The 16,724-nt window shown below is 31.4% G+C and carries 12 protein-coding genes; 11 read left to right on the plus strand and 1 reads right to left on the minus strand.

All coding sequences use genetic code 11. The features are described from left to right. The first annotated feature begins 52 nt into the window (after positions 1 to 52). The 8 genes from ACL_RS02620 to glgB all read left to right on the plus strand — a co-directional run bounded on the left by ACL_RS02620 (position 53) and on the right by glgB (position 11,796). The gene (locus tag ACL_RS02620; protein ID WP_012242471.1) at positions 53 to 3,763 is read left to right on the plus strand and encodes an AAA domain-containing protein; all 3,711 of its coding nucleotides are present in this window, start codon (positions 53 to 55) and stop codon (positions 3,761 to 3,763) included. Positions 3,764 to 3,766: 3 nt separating this feature from the next. Beyond that, positions 3,767 to 4,060: a DUF1294 domain-containing protein gene (locus tag ACL_RS02625; RefSeq protein ID WP_012242472.1), complete on the plus strand. Its 294-nt coding sequence runs from the start codon at positions 3,767 to 3,769 to the stop codon at positions 4,058 to 4,060. A 138-nt stretch (positions 4,061 to 4,198) separates the two neighbouring features. Next, complete coding sequence (locus ACL_RS02630) at positions 4,199 to 4,807, plus strand: DUF2188 domain-containing protein (RefSeq protein ID WP_012242473.1); 609 nt, start codon at positions 4,199 to 4,201, stop codon at positions 4,805 to 4,807. Positions 4,808 to 4,855: 48 nt separating this feature from the next. Then, complete coding sequence (locus ACL_RS02635) at positions 4,856 to 5,527, plus strand: SOS response-associated peptidase (RefSeq protein WP_012242474.1); 672 nt, start codon at positions 4,856 to 4,858, stop codon at positions 5,525 to 5,527. Between the two features lie 16 nt (positions 5,528 to 5,543). Further along, positions 5,544 to 6,299, plus strand: coding sequence for a hypothetical protein (locus tag ACL_RS02640; RefSeq protein ID WP_012242475.1), 756 nt, complete (start codon positions 5,544 to 5,546; stop codon positions 6,297 to 6,299). A 1-nt stretch (position 6,300) separates the two neighbouring features. Further along, positions 6,301 to 7,347 carry an LLM class flavin-dependent oxidoreductase gene (locus ACL_RS02645; RefSeq protein WP_012242476.1) on the plus strand — a complete coding sequence of 349 codons (1,047 nt, stop codon included), beginning with the start codon at positions 6,301 to 6,303 and terminating at the stop codon, positions 7,345 to 7,347. A 120-nt stretch (positions 7,348 to 7,467) separates the two neighbouring features. Next, positions 7,468 to 9,846 (plus strand): glycogen/starch/alpha-glucan phosphorylase, encoded by a 2,379-nt coding sequence (locus tag ACL_RS02650; RefSeq protein WP_012242477.1) that lies wholly within the window; start codon positions 7,468 to 7,470, stop codon positions 9,844 to 9,846. A 105-nt stretch (positions 9,847 to 9,951) separates the two neighbouring features. Then, complete coding sequence (glgB, locus tag ACL_RS02655) at positions 9,952 to 11,796, plus strand: 1,4-alpha-glucan branching protein GlgB (protein WP_158298323.1); 1,845 nt, start codon at positions 9,952 to 9,954, stop codon at positions 11,794 to 11,796. Positions 11,797 to 11,815: 19 nt separating this feature from the next. Here the strand turns inward: glgB and ACL_RS02660 are convergent, their stop codons facing one another. Next, positions 11,816 to 12,787 (minus strand): LacI family DNA-binding transcriptional regulator, encoded by a 972-nt coding sequence (locus ACL_RS02660; RefSeq protein ID WP_012242479.1) that lies wholly within the window; start codon positions 12,785 to 12,787, stop codon positions 11,816 to 11,818. A 74-nt stretch (positions 12,788 to 12,861) separates the two neighbouring features. Here ACL_RS02660 and pulA point away from each other — a divergent pair, with 74 nt between their 5' ends. From pulA to dgs, 3 genes are read left to right on the plus strand one after another with little or no spacing between them, the layout of a single operon-like run. Further along, complete coding sequence (gene pulA, locus ACL_RS02665; RefSeq protein WP_012242480.1) at positions 12,862 to 14,814, plus strand: type I pullulanase; 1,953 nt, start codon at positions 12,862 to 12,864, stop codon at positions 14,812 to 14,814. Between the two features lie 5 nt (positions 14,815 to 14,819). Further along, on the plus strand, positions 14,820 to 15,701 hold the full coding sequence (gene alsK / locus ACL_RS02670) for an allose kinase (protein ID WP_012242481.1): 882 nt from the start codon (positions 14,820 to 14,822) through the stop codon (positions 15,699 to 15,701). 24 nt (positions 15,702 to 15,725) lie between these two features. After that, entirely contained in the window at positions 15,726 to 16,724 is a 999-nt protein-coding gene (gene dgs, locus ACL_RS02675; protein WP_012242482.1) for a processive diacylglycerol alpha-glucosyltransferase, read from the plus strand.

The following is a 16,724-nucleotide window of genomic DNA, read 5'->3' on the forward strand; positions in this document are numbered from 1 at the left end:
TTTAATCTTGGTTATATCATGTTAAAATGGCAATAGGTAGGTGAGAATCGTGATGCATAAAAATGAACTATTAGAACAACTAAATGATTTGAGAACTGAACTTAGACTTTCGCATTTTAATAAAACCGGAGAGCAAATAATCATAATAAGTGATGCTGCTCTTTTTGAGGTGGCTCAAAAAAGACCTCTAAAACTAAATGAGTTTAATGCGATTTCTGGTCTTGATACAGATTTTAATAAGAAATATGCCCAGGAATTTATAAGTATTATTAAATCATTTAATCAGTCAAATATAAAGTCCGTTAAAGTATCTAAACAAGCAAGTAAAGTACTACACCACTATAAAGATAGACTCACAAACATGTCTAAAACAAATTCCAATCTTTATATGGGACAAATCTATCAAAATCATAGTTTCGATTTAACTTTAATTGAAAATAACTTTGAACTAAAAGACTATTTAATTAATAATCGCATTAAGAACTTAAAACTTAACTATAGAAGTGATGCCGATGAAAGACATATAACAAAACTCTATAGAGAAGTAAATAAGACCCAAATAGAAACAGGTAGTTATAACCTTTATATTGCTTACCCTTATGTGGAAGGTATCTTTAGTAAGGATAAGTTTCCGATTAAAGCACCACTACTTTATTTTCCTGTAAAAATTGAGCGAACCCTTCGTACATTTACATTAAAAAAAGATAGTGAAAGAGATGTTATTTTTAATAGAGACTTATTGTTGATTACATCTAAAATGGAAAAATCATCCATGGATTTTAACGCACCTGAAGTCACAGATTTCAATGAAAAAGTACTTCATGAGGTTGTTATCCCATTCTACGAAAAACATGGCATATCCATTGATGTAGATTCAAAACACATAGAGTTCATCTCTTTTAAAAATGAATTGAAAGAAGATTTTGTAAAGGTTCATCGTCCTAAGTTTAAACTACAACCTTATGCAACGTTATCAAGATTTCAACTCTACTCATCCAGTATTCAAAAAGACATGGAACGTATCTTATCTTCTAAACAGTATAATGATCTGCTTGAAGGTTTAATCGATGAAACGAACCTTTTTAAGCAAGAAGTATCTAAACCTATGGAAATATCAGGTGAACCCATTCATGAAGATAAAATCAGCTATATAAACGATTTAAACTTCAGTCAAGAACGTGTCATTGATTTACTAAATGATGAGAAGAAAATTGTCATATGGGGTCCACCGGGTACCGGTAAAAGTCAAACCATCACCTCATTAATTGCATCCAGTATTTTAAAGGGTGAAAATGTCTTAGTGGTCTCCGAAAAAAAGGTTGCTCTAGATGTTATTTACTCTAGATTAAAAAAAGCATCGAAATATGCCATGTTTATTGATGATGCAGAAAATAAACAAGATTTTTATTATAAATTAAATCATTTTCTAGAACCGGAACCACCTGTTCGTACACTCAATAATGATATCTATGCCTTAGAATCGGAAATTAAAAGACAATTAAATGATATGGAAAAATCACTTCAATTACTTTACGGGCACACATTTGAAAATAAGCCTGTATTTGAACTCTTTTCTAGATATATTAAGGATAAAGACATTAAACTTCACTTAACACCTTATGATGTACATAAGATGTTTCATGAAGTCTATAAAAAACCAAGTTTTCAAATGATTGAGGCACTAGAAAAAACTTTCGATAATGATGCACACCTTAAACGTATGATGGATTTAGATTGGTACTTAGAAAAGTATCCAGTGCTACAAAAATTAGAAACAAAAATACCAAGAAGCCAAAAACTGATGTTTGATCAAATGCATGAAAAGTATCTTCAGCTAAAAACAACCTATCAAAGATCAGGTATCTTTAAAAGAAGCAAACTTAAGAAAACATTTATAAAAACATACATCGATGAAATAACTTATTTAAGTGTCAAAAAAAGTATCAGAAAGAAGTATTTAAATCAATTATTTGTGGATGATAGATTACATAGTTATGTCTTTGAAAATATGAACCGTTTAAATAAATTAATGACGATTTATCAAACGCTAAAACCGTTTGAAAAAACGTTCTTAAAGATAATGCATTCACATCCAAAAGTAAAAGGTATAGATGAAAATTATAAACTAAGAACTTATATTTTTGAAGCTTATTATTCAGGCTTTATTGAGGTCTTTAAGTCTGAACACCAAAAACATTTATATATCTTTGATAATTATCAAGAAAAGGTTGATAAGATTAAAGAAATCATGCATCAAAAAATGTTGGTTACTAATGAATCGTTTGAAATGGAACTTTATAAACATGCACTTAATTTAAATAATACAAAACGTATTATGGATATTAAAAGAGTGTTTGATTTGACGAATAAACCAAGCATTAAGTCTTTTATAGAAACCTTCCAACTAGAAATGAAAAGTCACATCAGGTTATGGATGATGACACCAGAAGTGGTATCAGCTATTTTACCCTTAGAACACGGTATGTTTGATTTAGTTATCTTTGATGAGGCAAGCCAAATGTATGTAGAAAAAGGTATACCTGCAATTTATAGAGCTAAAAAAGTTGTTATTGCAGGAGACCCTAAACAACTTAGACCAAGTAGTTTAGGTACAGGTAGAACAGATGAACTGGATGAGTTTTATGAAGATGATGTCTTTAAAGAAGTATCGTTAGATGCTAAAAGTTTATTAGACCTTGCAAGATACCGCTTTAAAGAAGCACTACTAAATTATCACTACCGCTCGACGTATGAGGAATTAATCGCGTTTTCTAACCACGCATTTTATGATGCCAAGTTAATGATTTCACCAAATCAAAAAAAGGCGGTTGAACCACCGATTGAATATATATATGTTAAAGATGGTATGTTTGAAAATAGAAGAAATAAAAAAGAAGCAACTAAAGTTGTTGAAGTGATTAAAAAGATACTAAGAACAAGACAACATAATGAATCCATTGGTGTGATTACATTTAATAGTACTCAAAGAGATGCTATTGAAAATGCAATCGATCAAGAACTCTTTAAAAAAGGAACATATCAAAAAGCGTTTGAACAAGAACTGTTTAGAAAAGAAGACGGTGAAGATAAATCATTATTCGTTAAAAATATTGAAAACGTTCAAGGTGATGAAAGAGATATCATAATTTTTTCAATGGGATATGCTAAAAACAGCCAAGGACAAGTGATGAGACGATTTGGGTGGCTTAACCATGATGGCGGACAAAACAGGCTTAATGTGGCTATTACACGCGCCAAACAAAAGATTTATTTCATATCTAGTTTGTATCCGGAAGAATTTAAAGTAGAAGACTTAAGTTCGACTGGTCCAAAGTTATTAAAAGATTTTATGAGATATTGTTACTATGTTTCAAATGAAAACGAGGCACTTGCTAAAGAGGTATTAAATCATTTACATAGTACAGAGATTGAAACCAGAAATATGCTTATAACACATATGGTAGATGATGTTAAGAAGCGTTTAGAAAGATTAGGGTTTGACGTTGATTTAAATGTTGGTATTGGTAAATATAAAATCAATCTAGCAATTAAAGATGATAAACAAAAAGCCTATAAGTTAGGTATCTTAACAGATGTAGGTCTAAATGATTTAAATGCAAGGCGAGATTTACTACATCAAGAAAAATACTTAGAGTCTAGGGGATGGACCGTATATAGATTGTTAGAATCGAATTGGTATACAGATCCTAATAAAGAGTTAAAACAAATTAAAGATTTAATGAAAATAGAAAAGAGTAATTAACACATGAAACCTGTATTTATATATATTTATGTTGTGGTGTGGATATTTATATCACTCATTACCTATGTAGCTTATTTAATGGATAAAGAACGTGCAAAAAAAGGTACGTGGCGTATTAAAGAAAAACACTTATTATTACTGACTGTTTTTATGGGTTCTATTGGTGGACTCATGGGCTTATATGTTGTAAGACATAAAACGAAACATTGGTATTTTGTAGTGATTAATTGGTTATCGTTTTTCTTACACCTTTACCTACTGTATTTTATTTATAGTCAAGTAGGCATAGCTAATTAGGTTCAAATAACTAAAATCTTTACTTTTTTATCATTTATTTAATAAATTTGGTGGATTTTATCCGTATCATTTTAATTATTCGCTAATTAGTAGTAAAATGAATATAGAATTATAATAATATATAGGGGGAATTTTAATATGAATTTCAATGATTTATTTCCAGGCGGCCTAGATACTTGGGCACTAGAAGAGTGGTTAATCGTAGGAGTAGGTTTACTAGTTGTTATTTTAATACTGTTTTTACTGCTTAAACCAAAGAAGAAAAAGACGCTACCTTATACTGAGGTTAAAGCTGTTCCTAAGACCGAACCTAAATCTTCACCGATTACAGAACAAAAAGTTGAACAAGTTGAACCAACAATAAAAGTAGAAGATAGACCTAAAGAAGATCAAAAACCTGTAGTTGAAGAAAAACCAGTTGCTAAAACTCAGGCTAAAGCTGCACCTAAAAAGGCATCTAATACTAAAGAAGCACCTTCTGAAAAAGAAGAAAAACCTGCAACTGACACTGACAAAGTTGTTAAATATCATGTATCACAAAATAAAGATGAAAAATCAGAGTTTAAAAATCAGTGGCGTGTCAGAAAACAAGGTTCACAAAAAACTATTAAGTACTTTAAAACTCAGGCTGAAGCCATTGCATTCGCAGAGACTCTAGCTGAGAATAATGATACATCCATTGTCATCCATAAACGCGATGGATCCATTAGGAAACAAGATTATACAAAGAAGAAATCCTCTAACTAGAGGATTTTTATTTGCTATGTTACAATAGATGTAAAGAGGGTGATACTCATGTGTGGACGTTTTACACTAACTGTGTCAAAAGCTCAATTAGAAGCCTTACTAAAGACCAGATATGATATTTTAGATAGTCCCAACTTTCAACTACCAAGATATAATATTAGTCCATCTAATGAAGTGGTTAGTATTTTACATGATGGTAAAAGACATCGAGTTGGCCAGTTAAAATGGGGCTTTAGACCAAAGTTTTCATCAACAGATAAACCTTTAGAAATCATTAATATCAAGGGTGAAACAGTATTTGAAAAACCAATCTTTAAAGAAAGTGTTCTAAAAAGACGCTGCAGTATTTTAGCAGACAGTTTTTTTGAATGGAACAGAGATAAAAGTGATAAAAACCCTTATAGATTTATGACCGATAATGGACTGTTTGCGATGGCAGCAATCTGGCAAACAGTAGAAACTAAAACGGGTGAAAAGATACATACGGTTGCAATCATTACAACTGAAAGTAATAAACTTATGCATGCTATTCATGATAGGATGCCGGTTATATTAACTAAGGAAGAAGAACAAACTTGGCTAAATAATCAAATTAAAGATGTAAAGACATTAGAAAAATTAATTAAGCCTTTTGATGCAGAACATATGTATTATGAAAGAGTTTCAACCTTAGTAAATAACCCTAAAAATGATGATATCGCAGTCATTGCAAAAATATAGACGAGGAAGATAAAAAATGGATAGATTAAGAAGATTAGGTGACATCTTACAAGCATTTGATGCTTATGATGTTTTTGAGTATTATAAATTAAATGGTGCTTCTGCACTACAATTTTTAATTATTGATTTAGGATTTGTAACAAATGAACTCAACTTTGATTTAGATACAAATTTAGATATTAAAAAAGTAAATGAATTAAGAAATATAGTAAACCGTGAACTACCAAAAATATTACAACAAAAAAACTTTAGTTTAGATGTGAAGCACACACAATTAACAGGCAGGATTGACAGTTATGCGATCATTGATAATACAACGAAGCATGAGTATAAATTAAACTTTAATTATTTAAACCGTGTTCACGTATTAAACCCGGAATACTTTGCAAGAAAAGATAATCAGTTTGAGGATTTACATATATACGCCTTATCAACACTTGAAAACTATGCCAAGTTTTTTGTTGAAATATTTGAAGGTAAACCTTTTATCAATGTACTTGATCATGTAATTGCATCCAACAAAATTATGCCTCAACAATACCCTTTTATCAAAAAAATGGTGCTTTTTTACATAGCAATTAGTGATATGAAGCAACAAATTAATTTAGATTTAATGCCGCTTAAGTTAAAAACTTTACTTAACTTTAACGAAAACGATCTTTTATTTTTAGATAAAGTAAATCAGGGTGTATTAGACATACCTATGATTTTACCTCCAACCATGGCATCAAAACTAGATAATCATCCGAAAGTTAAATTAATGAGGCAATAAAATGAAACCATATACATTAGGCATGATCACTTTTTTAGAAAGTGGCATCGATGAAAAAAGTGGGAAAGTATCTCACAAAGAACGTTTAGACCGTGCAATTGAAGAGATTGTTTTAGCTGATAAGGTTGGTCTTGATTATTATGGTATTGGTGAGCATCATAGATCAGACTATGCTGCATCAAGTCCCCAAATCATATTGGCTGCAGCAGCAAAACTTACTAACCGCATTCATTTGGGTAGTGCTGTAACCGTCTTATCTAGTTCAGACCCAGTTCGAATTTATGAGGATTTTGCAACCCTTGACGTATTAAGTAATGGGCGAGCTGAAATTATGGCAGGTAGAGGTTCGTTTATTGAGTCCTTCCCACTATTTGGTTATGATCTAGATGACTATCAAACACTATTTACTGAAAAACTGGATATGTTACTTGAAATCAGAAAAAATGAACGTATTACTTGGAAAGGTGGAAAGCACACCCCCAAATTAGATAATGTAGGTATATACCCTAGAAGTATCCAAGAAAAGTTAAAGGTAAGTATTGCTGTAGGTGGTACACAATCAAGTGTAGTACGTGCTGCTAAATTGGGGTTACCAATGATTATTGCTGTACTTGGTGGTTCTCCACTTAGGTTTAAACCATTAGTTGATCTCTATAAACATTTCTACCATGAATCAGGTCATAATCCTGATGATATGGAAATAGGTATTGCTATTCATGGTCTTATCACAGATAAAGATCCAAATGATCTTGTTGAACGTTATTTCTTACCACACCATGCAACCTTTACTAAATTAGGTGAAGAGCGAGGTTGGAACGTAGGTCATAAAAAAGAATACTTAAGTAAAGTAATAGATGGACCACTTTTTATAGGTCATGTAGATGATATTGAAAAACGTATTTTAGAAGTCTTTGAAGGTCTTGGTGTCAACAGATTTTTACTGCAAACACCAGGTTCATTAATGCCACATGAAGATGTCTTAAAAACAATTGAACTTTATGGAAACAGAATTATACCAAATATTAAGAAAAAATTAAATAAAGCTTAATCATGAAAGAAGATGTGAAACTAGTTGCAGATATTATAATGTAAACGGTTGCACATCTTTTTTATCATATTAGTGTGATAGAATATGCATGTATGATTACTTATTAGAAAGGAACTTAAAATGGACAACGTATTTATTAACAAAGAGATTTTTAAGGGTGCATATATACTCATGCTAAAGAATCTATTCAATAAAAGAATAGAAACAGCAACATTATATGAAAAGTATGCAGCATTAGCTTCATTACTTGATAAACAACTAGAGAATGACTACGAAGCAACTACGGAATATGTAGAGAAAAACAATCTAAAGAAAACTATTTATTTTTCAATGGAGTTCTTAATGGGTCGTTTGATCACATCTAACCTCATGAACTCAGGTTATGCGGATGTTGTAAAAGCAGCATTTGATGATTTTGGATATGATTTAAATGAAATTGAACTTGCAGAAACAGATGCAGGACTTGGTAATGGAGGATTAGGTCGATTAGCGGCTTGTTTCCTTGATTCAGCAGCATCATTATCATTACCTTTTTATGGTAATTCACTAAGATATAAAAAAGGATTCTTTGTTCAAAGATTCGAAAACGACAAACAAAGAGAATATCCAGACCCTTGGTTAGATAAACCATTTTATTGGGAAGAAAGAAAAGAACAAGAAGCTATCCACATTCCATATTTTGGTTATGTAAAAGATACTAAATTAATTGATCCTGTATGGGTTAAAGCTGTACCTTATGATGTTAAAGTTGTTGGTGCTGGTAATGGTGTAATTACGCATCTTAGATTATGGTCAGCTGAAAAGAGTGAATTACATCCATATCATGATGAAGAATATCTAAAAATGGTTTCTAAAATCACTGAATCATTATACCCAGATGACTCTACTGAAGCGGGGAAAACATTAAGATTACAACAACAATACCTATTCTCAGCAGCAGGTATTAAATCAGTTATTTTAGAGCATAAACGTTTAGGTCGTGATATTAAAGACTTACATAAATATTATGTATTCCAAGTAAATGACACCCACCCAACATTAATTATTCCTGAATTAATGCGTATCTTAATGGATGAAGAAAACTTAGGTTATGATGAATCATGGGATATTGTGACACAATCAGTAGCATATACAAACCATACAATTTTATCTGAAGCATTAGAAAAATGGAATATTAAGATCTTTAGAAACTTATTACCTAGAGCATTTGAGATCGTTCAAGAAATGAACCGTCGTTTCAAAATTGTTTTAGAAGAAGCTAAAGTACCACAAGAAAAAATATATCAAATGCAATTAATTGGTGCTAACAATGTACGTATGGCAAATATTTGTATCTACGGATCGTTTTCAGTGAACGGTGTTGCTGCATTACATACTGATATTTTAAAGAACATTGAACTTAATGACTTCTATAAATTATATCCATCTAAATTTAATAATAAGACTAACGGCATTACCCACCGTAGATGGTTATTACATATCAACCATGAATTAACTGATATACTTGATAACTTATTAGGCAGCAAAGCATGGCATAAAGACTTAAGTTTAATTAAAGGACTAGAACAATTTAAAGATGATCTAAAAGTCCAAAAAATGATTAAAGACATGAAGTTATCTAAGAAACGTGCACTCATTCAAAAGATCAAAAAAGATACAGGTATACTTCTTGATGAAAATGCTATTTTTGACATTCAAATCAAACGTCTACACGAGTATAAACGTCAATTACTAAATATCTTGAATATTATTTATACATATCAAAGACTAAAAACAGACATGGAATTCAAAAAGAATTTCCATCCACAAAACTTTATCTTTGGTGCTAAAGCAGCACCTTCATATGTGATGGCTAAAGGTATTATTGAATTAATTAATAAAACGAGCCATGTCATAAATAATGATACCGATACAAACAAGTTACTTAAAGTTGTCTTTGTAGAAAACTATAATGTAACTTATGCTGAATACTTATTTCCAGCTGCAGATTTATCTGAACAAATTTCTACTGCATCTAAAGAAGCAAGTGGAACAGGTAATATGAAGTTCATGCTAAATGGTGCTGTAACCATTGGTACAATGGACGGTGCAAACGTAGAAATTGTTAAAGAAGCAGGTATGGAAAATAACATCATCTTTGGTTTATCCTCAGATGAGGTAAATAGCATCTATAAAAACAACGGATACAAACCTAGACAAATTTATGATGAGGATCCAAGATTACAATCTATATTTGATTTTATTAGAGGATTAACGATTAATCCGACACACTTTGACTTTATCTTACAAAACCTATTAACATCTGACTACTTCCTAGTATTAAAGGATTTTGATAGTTACGTTAAAGCACAAGAAAGAGCAAATCAATTATATAAAGACCAAAAACAATGGTGGCATATGGTTATCATGAATATTGCAAATGCTGGCTTCTTTACATCTGATCGTACGATTGCACAATACAATCAAGACATCTGGCAACTAGAAGAAATCAAAAAATAATCAACTTATAAAGAAAATGAGCCTTATTTTAATAATAAGGCCATTTTTGTAGCATATTTATTGTAAAATAGGATTAAAGGACAAACATTGGGGAGGTACATAAAATTGGCATTTACAGAATCTCATGCAAATTTATATCTATTAGGCAAGAACTATTTAGCACATCAGTTTTTAGGTGCACACCTGAATAAGGATGATGATGGCAACATCATATCTACTACATTTACTGTTTATGCACCCAACGCAAAAGAAGTTAGACTTATTGCAGATTTCAACAATTACGAAGGCTGGAAGCATGTTCTAACTAAAATTCATCCACAAGGATTTTGGTCCATTACAATACCCAAAGACCTTGAATGGGCAACTTATAAATATGAGATTCATCTAAAGAATGGAAAGATCTCACATAAATCAGATCCGTTTGGATACTTTTCTGAAGTAAGACCATCAAACGCATCTAAAGTTTATGATATTGATGGGTATCATTGGAAGGATCATGACTGGTTTAAAAACAAGAAAAAAGTCTATGATCAACCAATGCTTATCTATGAAGTGCATCTTGGCTCTTGGCAAAGAAATAATGGTCAATTTAGACCGTATAATGAAGTGGTTAAAGATTTAATTGACCATGTAAAATACAACGGATTTACCCATATTGAACTCATGCCAGTCTATGAACATCCACTGGATGACTCATGGGGGTATCAAGGTACTGGTTTTTTTGCGGCAACTTCTAGATTTGGGTCACCAAAAGATTTAATGTATTTAATCGATCAGTGTCATCAACATGGTATTGGTATCATCATGGACTGGGTTTTAGGACATATTAATAAAGATGACTTTGGTTTATTTAATTTTGATGGCACTTATCTTTATGAATATGAGGATACCTTTAAAAGAGAAAACATAACATGGGGTACTGCGAATCTAGACTTCAATAAAGGTATTACTAAAAGTTTTATGATGTCTGCCCTTACTTTTTGGATGGATTACTTCCATGTTGATGGATTTAGAATTGATGCTGTATCTCACCTGTTTTATTATCTAGGTGATGAGTCCAATGGTATCAATGAAGAAGCTATTGCATTTTTAAAAGAAATTTCAGCACATGTATTTAGTAAGGATGAAACCTTCATCCTATCTGCAGAAGACTCAACGGCATTTCCACTCGTTACCAAACCAACCTTTCTTGGTGGTATTGGGTTCAACTATAAATGGAATATGGGCTTTATGAATGATGTCTTATCTTACTTTAAACTTGATCCGATATACAGGAAACATAACCATGATAAACTAACTTTTGGCTTAGTTTACGCATTTAATGAACAATTTATTTTACCCTTTAGCCATGATGAGGTCGTACACCTAAAAGGTTCCTTAGTCAGTAAAATGCCGGGAAGTTATGAACAAAAGTTTGCGCATTATAGAAACCTTATGACATTCTATATGACACACCCGGGTAAAAAGTTACTATTTATGGGTCAGGAATTTGCACAAATTGCTGAATGGGATTTTAAAAAGGAACTTGACTGGAACTTATTAAAGTTTCCGATACATGACGCTTTTAATAGATACTTTAGGGATTTAGCACATGTGTATAAACACCATGATGCACTTTATCAAAAAGATCATGATCCGTCAGGATTTAAATGGTTAATCGTGGATCATAAAGACACATCTGTCTTTGCTTATGCAAGATACTCGGATAACGAAGTACTTGTCATGGTTCATAATCTAACTCCAAACTATTATCAAAGCTATGAAGTTGGTGTACCTTTTGAAGGAACATATGAGGAAATATTAAATTCCAACAAAGACATTTATAATGGAACAAACTTATACAACGGCTTACCACTTAAAACCTACAAAGAACCAAGAAATGGTCAACCATATCATCTCAAGGTACAACTTTCAGGGTTAACGAGTATTATCTTTAAATATAAAAAATGAGAATCCTGTGTTAGGATTCTCATCTTGTTGATTTACGTTCTACTAATTCAACATTCATGACTTCATGAAGGGTGGATAACTCATCACCACGAATTAATCTTGTTAGGTTAATAAAAGCTTGTTTACCTAATAAATTAATCGGTTGAGAAATGGTTGTTAGAGGTGGATGAATCCACTCTACAAACGGTGTATTATCATAACCGATAATTTGAACATCTTCAGGTACTCTACGACCTAAACGTTGTAAAATAGAAGATATGACAAGTGCCATCGTATCTGAGTATGCAAAGATACCATCAATATGAGGATTAGCACTTAAAACTTGTTCGATAAGTTTAGCATCTGGATTGACTAAGTCAAAGTCAAAGACATCTGCGTGTAAATTATGTTTTTTTAAAACCTTATTAAAACCTAATGTACGCTCGATGGTTGTCATTAAAAAACTTGGACCTCTAAAGACAGCTAAATGTTTAGAACCACCTTCAATAAGTTTTTTAGCAGCTAACTCACCTGCAGTCACAGAGTCTGCGGTAATAGAAGGAATGTTTTCATCTAAAATATGATCAATTGTAATAATCGGTACTTTAATTTCATCTAATTTTGACATATTTTGGAAATTAGACGCTACAATAATACCTTCAATATTATATTGTTCAAAGAATCGAATATATTCTAATTCACGTTCAGGGTCATCTTGAACGTTAAAGAACATAATTTTATAACCGTTTGCTTGAGCTTGACTCTCAATCGATTCTAATAACTCACCATAAAAGTATGGTCCAATATGCGGTACAATGACTGCAATAATTTTAGAGGAGCGATTGGTTAAACTTCTAGCCAGCTGGTTAGGCACAAAACCTAAGTCTTTAATAGACTTTTCAATAAGCAAACGTGTATCTTCATGTACGTAACCACGCTTATTGATAACACGTGACACTGTGGAAATACTGACATTGGCTTTCTTTGCAACATCTTTAATGGTTGGTTTCATAGTTCACCTCGTATGTATTATACTTATTTTATCACAATAAACTAAAAAAAATGAAAGTGTAGGAAATATTACAAATGATTAAAGCTTTTATTGATGATTTACAATTAATTAGATTAGAATCTACAGATTATATTTATGATATTCATATCCAAGGATATGAAATTACTTGGTATAAAAATGATGGTGACAATCAATATTTTAAGTCGAATATCGATTTAAAATTACATGAAGTCGACCATATTTATATCAATCATCATAGATATCCATTACATATAGGATTAGTAACACTTCATAAGTCGTTTGATAAAAAATATAGATACGATGGTCCACTTGGTGCAGTTTATACCAAGACACACACTGACTTTTATGTATATAGTCCGGTTGCTAAAGAAATATATTGTATGGTAGATGGTGCTACATATGAAATGACCTACTTAGAAGGTGGTGCATACCATGTTAGAGTTCAAGGAGATCTTGAAGGGAAAAGCTATGCATATAATGTAAGATTAGTGGATACATTCCAAATAGCAAATGATCCATACACTATAGCAAGTAACTTAGATTCATCTGTTATTATCGATATGGACAAATTAGAACCACAATTTCATGATCATGTCACATTAAAAAAATATACAGATGCAGTCATTTATGAAGGTATGATAAGAGATTTAACCATTGATCTTGATGTACCAAATAAGGGTACTTTCTTAGGCGTAACAGAATACAGTGAAACTTTAAAATCATCTGTACTAGAGTATATCAAAAACTTAGGTGTTACACATTTTCAAGTGTTACCAGTTTATGACTTTTATGGTGTAGATGATGTGAATAAAGATGAACTTTATAACTGGGGCTATAACCCGATGCAATACTTTGCAATAGAGGGTTGGCTATCAAATAATCCAAGTGATCCATATAGCAGAATAAACGAATTTAGAAAAGTAGTTGATAAAGCTCATGAAATTGGTTTAGCTGTAAATATGGACGTTGTTTACAATCATGTTTATGAACGTGCATTATTCCCTTATGATTACTTTGTTCCAGGTTATTTTTATAGACACGATAAAAACTTTCAACAAACACACTCTGCATTTTTAGAAAATGACGTTGAAACAACCAATTATATGGTTAGACGTTTAATTGTTGATTCATTAGTTCATTTTGTTAAACACTATAAAGTAGATGGATTTAGATTTGATTTAATGGGATTAATGGATGTGGATACCATGAATCAAATAGCTATAGAACTTAAGAAGTTAAATCCAAACATCATGCTTTACGGTGAAGGTTGGAATATGGACAATGCACTACCTAAGTCAAAACGTAGTAACATGAACAACCAAGCAATGATGCCCGCTATTGGACACTTTAATGATTTTTATAGAAATTTATTAAAGGGTGAACTACATACAAAAGAACTTGGCTATGCTACTGGATCTAAAGAAAAATTAGAAGATGTATTAAAAGCATTAAAAGGTTCCCCTCATATATTTAATACACCAAATAAGTCATTAAACTATGTTGAATGTCATGACAATATGACACTTTTCGATACGTTACACTTTAACTATAAAGATAAGAAAATTAAGCATGTCTATCAAGATTTAGCAAATCACATCATCGCGATATCACAAGGTATACCTTTCTATCATGCTGGTCAGGAAATGTATCGTTCTAAAGATGGTGTTGAAAACTCTTATAAATCACCAGATAGTATTAATATGGTCAAATGGGAAAATTTTTCAAGTATTAAGAAATTAAGACAACTCTTAAAGATAAGAAAATCATACAAAGTATATCGTCATTCAGATTATAATGAAGATGTTCGTGCTGAAATTCATAGTGGTTACATACTTTATTCATTAAAATCTAATACGTATACACTAGATCATTACATTAAAAATGATTTTAATGAAATAAAAATACCATTAGATGGTAAACTAATATTTGGATCTAAGAATGTAAAAACACTAGATAATGAGATCTTAATCAACAAACCAGGTGTTTATATTATCAAAAGGAAATAACTCATATGAAAAAATATTTTATTGGAATTGACTGTGGTGGTACAAATATTAGAATCGGTTTAGTCGATGATGATTTTGTTATTCATCATGAAGAAAAGCATCAATCAACTAAAATTGGAAAAGATTTAAGTGGACTTATTCGCTCATATGTTTTAAAATACAAAGACAGCTATAGAATTGAAGCGATTGGTATTGGCTTTCCAGGCATCGTTGACCTTCATTCAAGACAAGTCTTAAATATACCCAACTTAAGAGCGTTTGAAGGTGACTATTTGTTAGCTTTAGAAAAAGAATTAAACATCCCAATATTTATTGGTAATGATGTCAATATATTAATGCTTTATGATGCAAAACATTTTAATATTGATCCTAATAAATCAGTTATGGGTTTTTATTTGGGGACTGGTTTTGGTAGTGCAATTCGTATTAAAAACATGATGTATCAAGGAGATTTTGGTGCCGCTGGTGAAATAGGGCATGTGCCAATGTATTTAAGAGGTATCAAGTATAACCAAAAACAAAATGATTTAGAATCTGAAGTTTCTGGATTTAATTTAAAAGCAATCCATGAAAAGCATTTTAAAGATTCACCATTTGAAACGATGCTTATGGATCACTTTAATCACCAAGCCATTCAAGATTATCTTCATTTATTAGCATTTTATATCACAACCCAAATGACGATATTAGATATATCCACTATTATTTTAGGTGGTGGCGTGATTATGAGTGAGCAATTTCCAAAAGCGTATCTAGAATCTCTCATATTAAAAAACTTATTTGCAGATAAAACAAAAGAAAACTTCAAAGTATATTATGCAGACAGTCATGTGAATTCAGGTATATACGGCGCAGTAATCTTTGCTAAACAAAACTTAGACAATTAGAAATAGAAAAGAGGTATTTTTATTATGAAAGTACTATTGTACTCACAAAAACAAAGTATGTTAAAAAAATCTGGCATTGGTAGAGCGTTTTATCACCAAAAACGTGCGCTAGAAGCTGTAGGTATTGAATATACTACAGACCCTAAAGACACTTACGATTTGGTGCATGTGAATATCGCGCACTCCAATAAGATTAAAAAATTCAGAAAAAAATACCCAGTAATAGTTCATGGACACTCAACAGTGCAAGACTTTAGAAGAAGTTTTGCATTTTGGCGTGTTATTGCACCATTTTTCTACAAGCACCTACAAAATATTTATGGTATTGCAGATTTAATTATTACACCAACAAGATACTCTAAGTTTTTAATTGAATCGATGCATGTAGTAAAATCTCCTGTAGTTGCATTATCAAATGGTATTGATTTAGATGCTTACGAGTATAAACAAGAAAATGTTGATGCATTTAGAAAACATTTTGATTTAGAGCCTAACCAAAAAGTTGTGATTGGTGTTGGTTTATTATTTGAAAGAAAAGGTATTCACGATTTTATTGAAGTGGCCCGTACTATGCCAAATGTTACTTTCATTTGGTTTGGTAATTTATCTAAACTTGCAACCACGCATTTTATTAGAAAACGTATTAAAAATAAACCTAAAAATATGATTATGCCAGGCTACGTTGATGGTGCGGTCATTAAGGGTGCATTTAGTGGTGCTGATTGTGTGTTCTTCCCAAGCTATGAAGAAACAGAAGGTATTGTCGTCTTAGAAGGACTGGCAAGTAAAACTCCTGTTGTTTTGCGTGATATTCCTGTTTATTATGACTGGTTATTTCATAAGGAGCATGTACTAAAAGGACATAATAACTTTGAATTTAGTAAATTAATAGAAAAAGTATTACATGAAGATCAAACAGAAATGATTGAAAACGGTTATAAGATTGTTCAAGACAGATCGATTGAAAAAATTGGTGAAGGCTTGAAACAAGCCTACCAAGAAGTTATCAAAATTAAGAGGTAA

Source organism: Acholeplasma laidlawii PG-8A (genome assembly GCF_000018785.1).
Taxonomy (GTDB): Bacteria; Bacillota_I; Bacilli_A; order Acholeplasmatales; family Acholeplasmataceae; genus Acholeplasma; species Acholeplasma laidlawii.

Excerpts from the sequence above, each read along its gene's own strand:
- ACL_RS02660 (WP_012242479.1), bottom strand. The coding sequence starts at position 12,787 with ATGAAACCAACCATTAAAGATGTTGCAAAGAAAGCCAATGTCAGTATT.
- ACL_RS02630 (WP_012242473.1), top strand. The coding sequence starts at position 4,199 with ATGAATTTCAATGATTTATTTCCAGGCGGCCTAGATACTTGGGCACTA.
- dgs (WP_012242482.1), top strand. The coding sequence starts at position 15,726 with ATGAAAGTACTATTGTACTCACAAAAACAAAGTATGTTAAAAAAATCT.
- ACL_RS02650 (WP_012242477.1), top strand. The coding sequence starts at position 7,468 with ATGGACAACGTATTTATTAACAAAGAGATTTTTAAGGGTGCATATATA.
- ACL_RS02645 (WP_012242476.1), top strand. The coding sequence starts at position 6,301 with ATGAAACCATATACATTAGGCATGATCACTTTTTTAGAAAGTGGCATC.
- ACL_RS02625 (WP_012242472.1), top strand. The coding sequence starts at position 3,767 with ATGAAACCTGTATTTATATATATTTATGTTGTGGTGTGGATATTTATA.
- ACL_RS02640 (WP_012242475.1), top strand. The coding sequence starts at position 5,544 with ATGGATAGATTAAGAAGATTAGGTGACATCTTACAAGCATTTGATGCT.
- ACL_RS02635 (WP_012242474.1), top strand. The coding sequence starts at position 4,856 with ATGTGTGGACGTTTTACACTAACTGTGTCAAAAGCTCAATTAGAAGCC.
- ACL_RS02620 (WP_012242471.1), top strand. The coding sequence starts at position 53 with ATGCATAAAAATGAACTATTAGAACAACTAAATGATTTGAGAACTGAA.
- alsK (WP_012242481.1), top strand. The coding sequence starts at position 14,820 with ATGAAAAAATATTTTATTGGAATTGACTGTGGTGGTACAAATATTAGA.
- pulA (WP_012242480.1), top strand. The coding sequence starts at position 12,862 with ATGATTAAAGCTTTTATTGATGATTTACAATTAATTAGATTAGAATCT.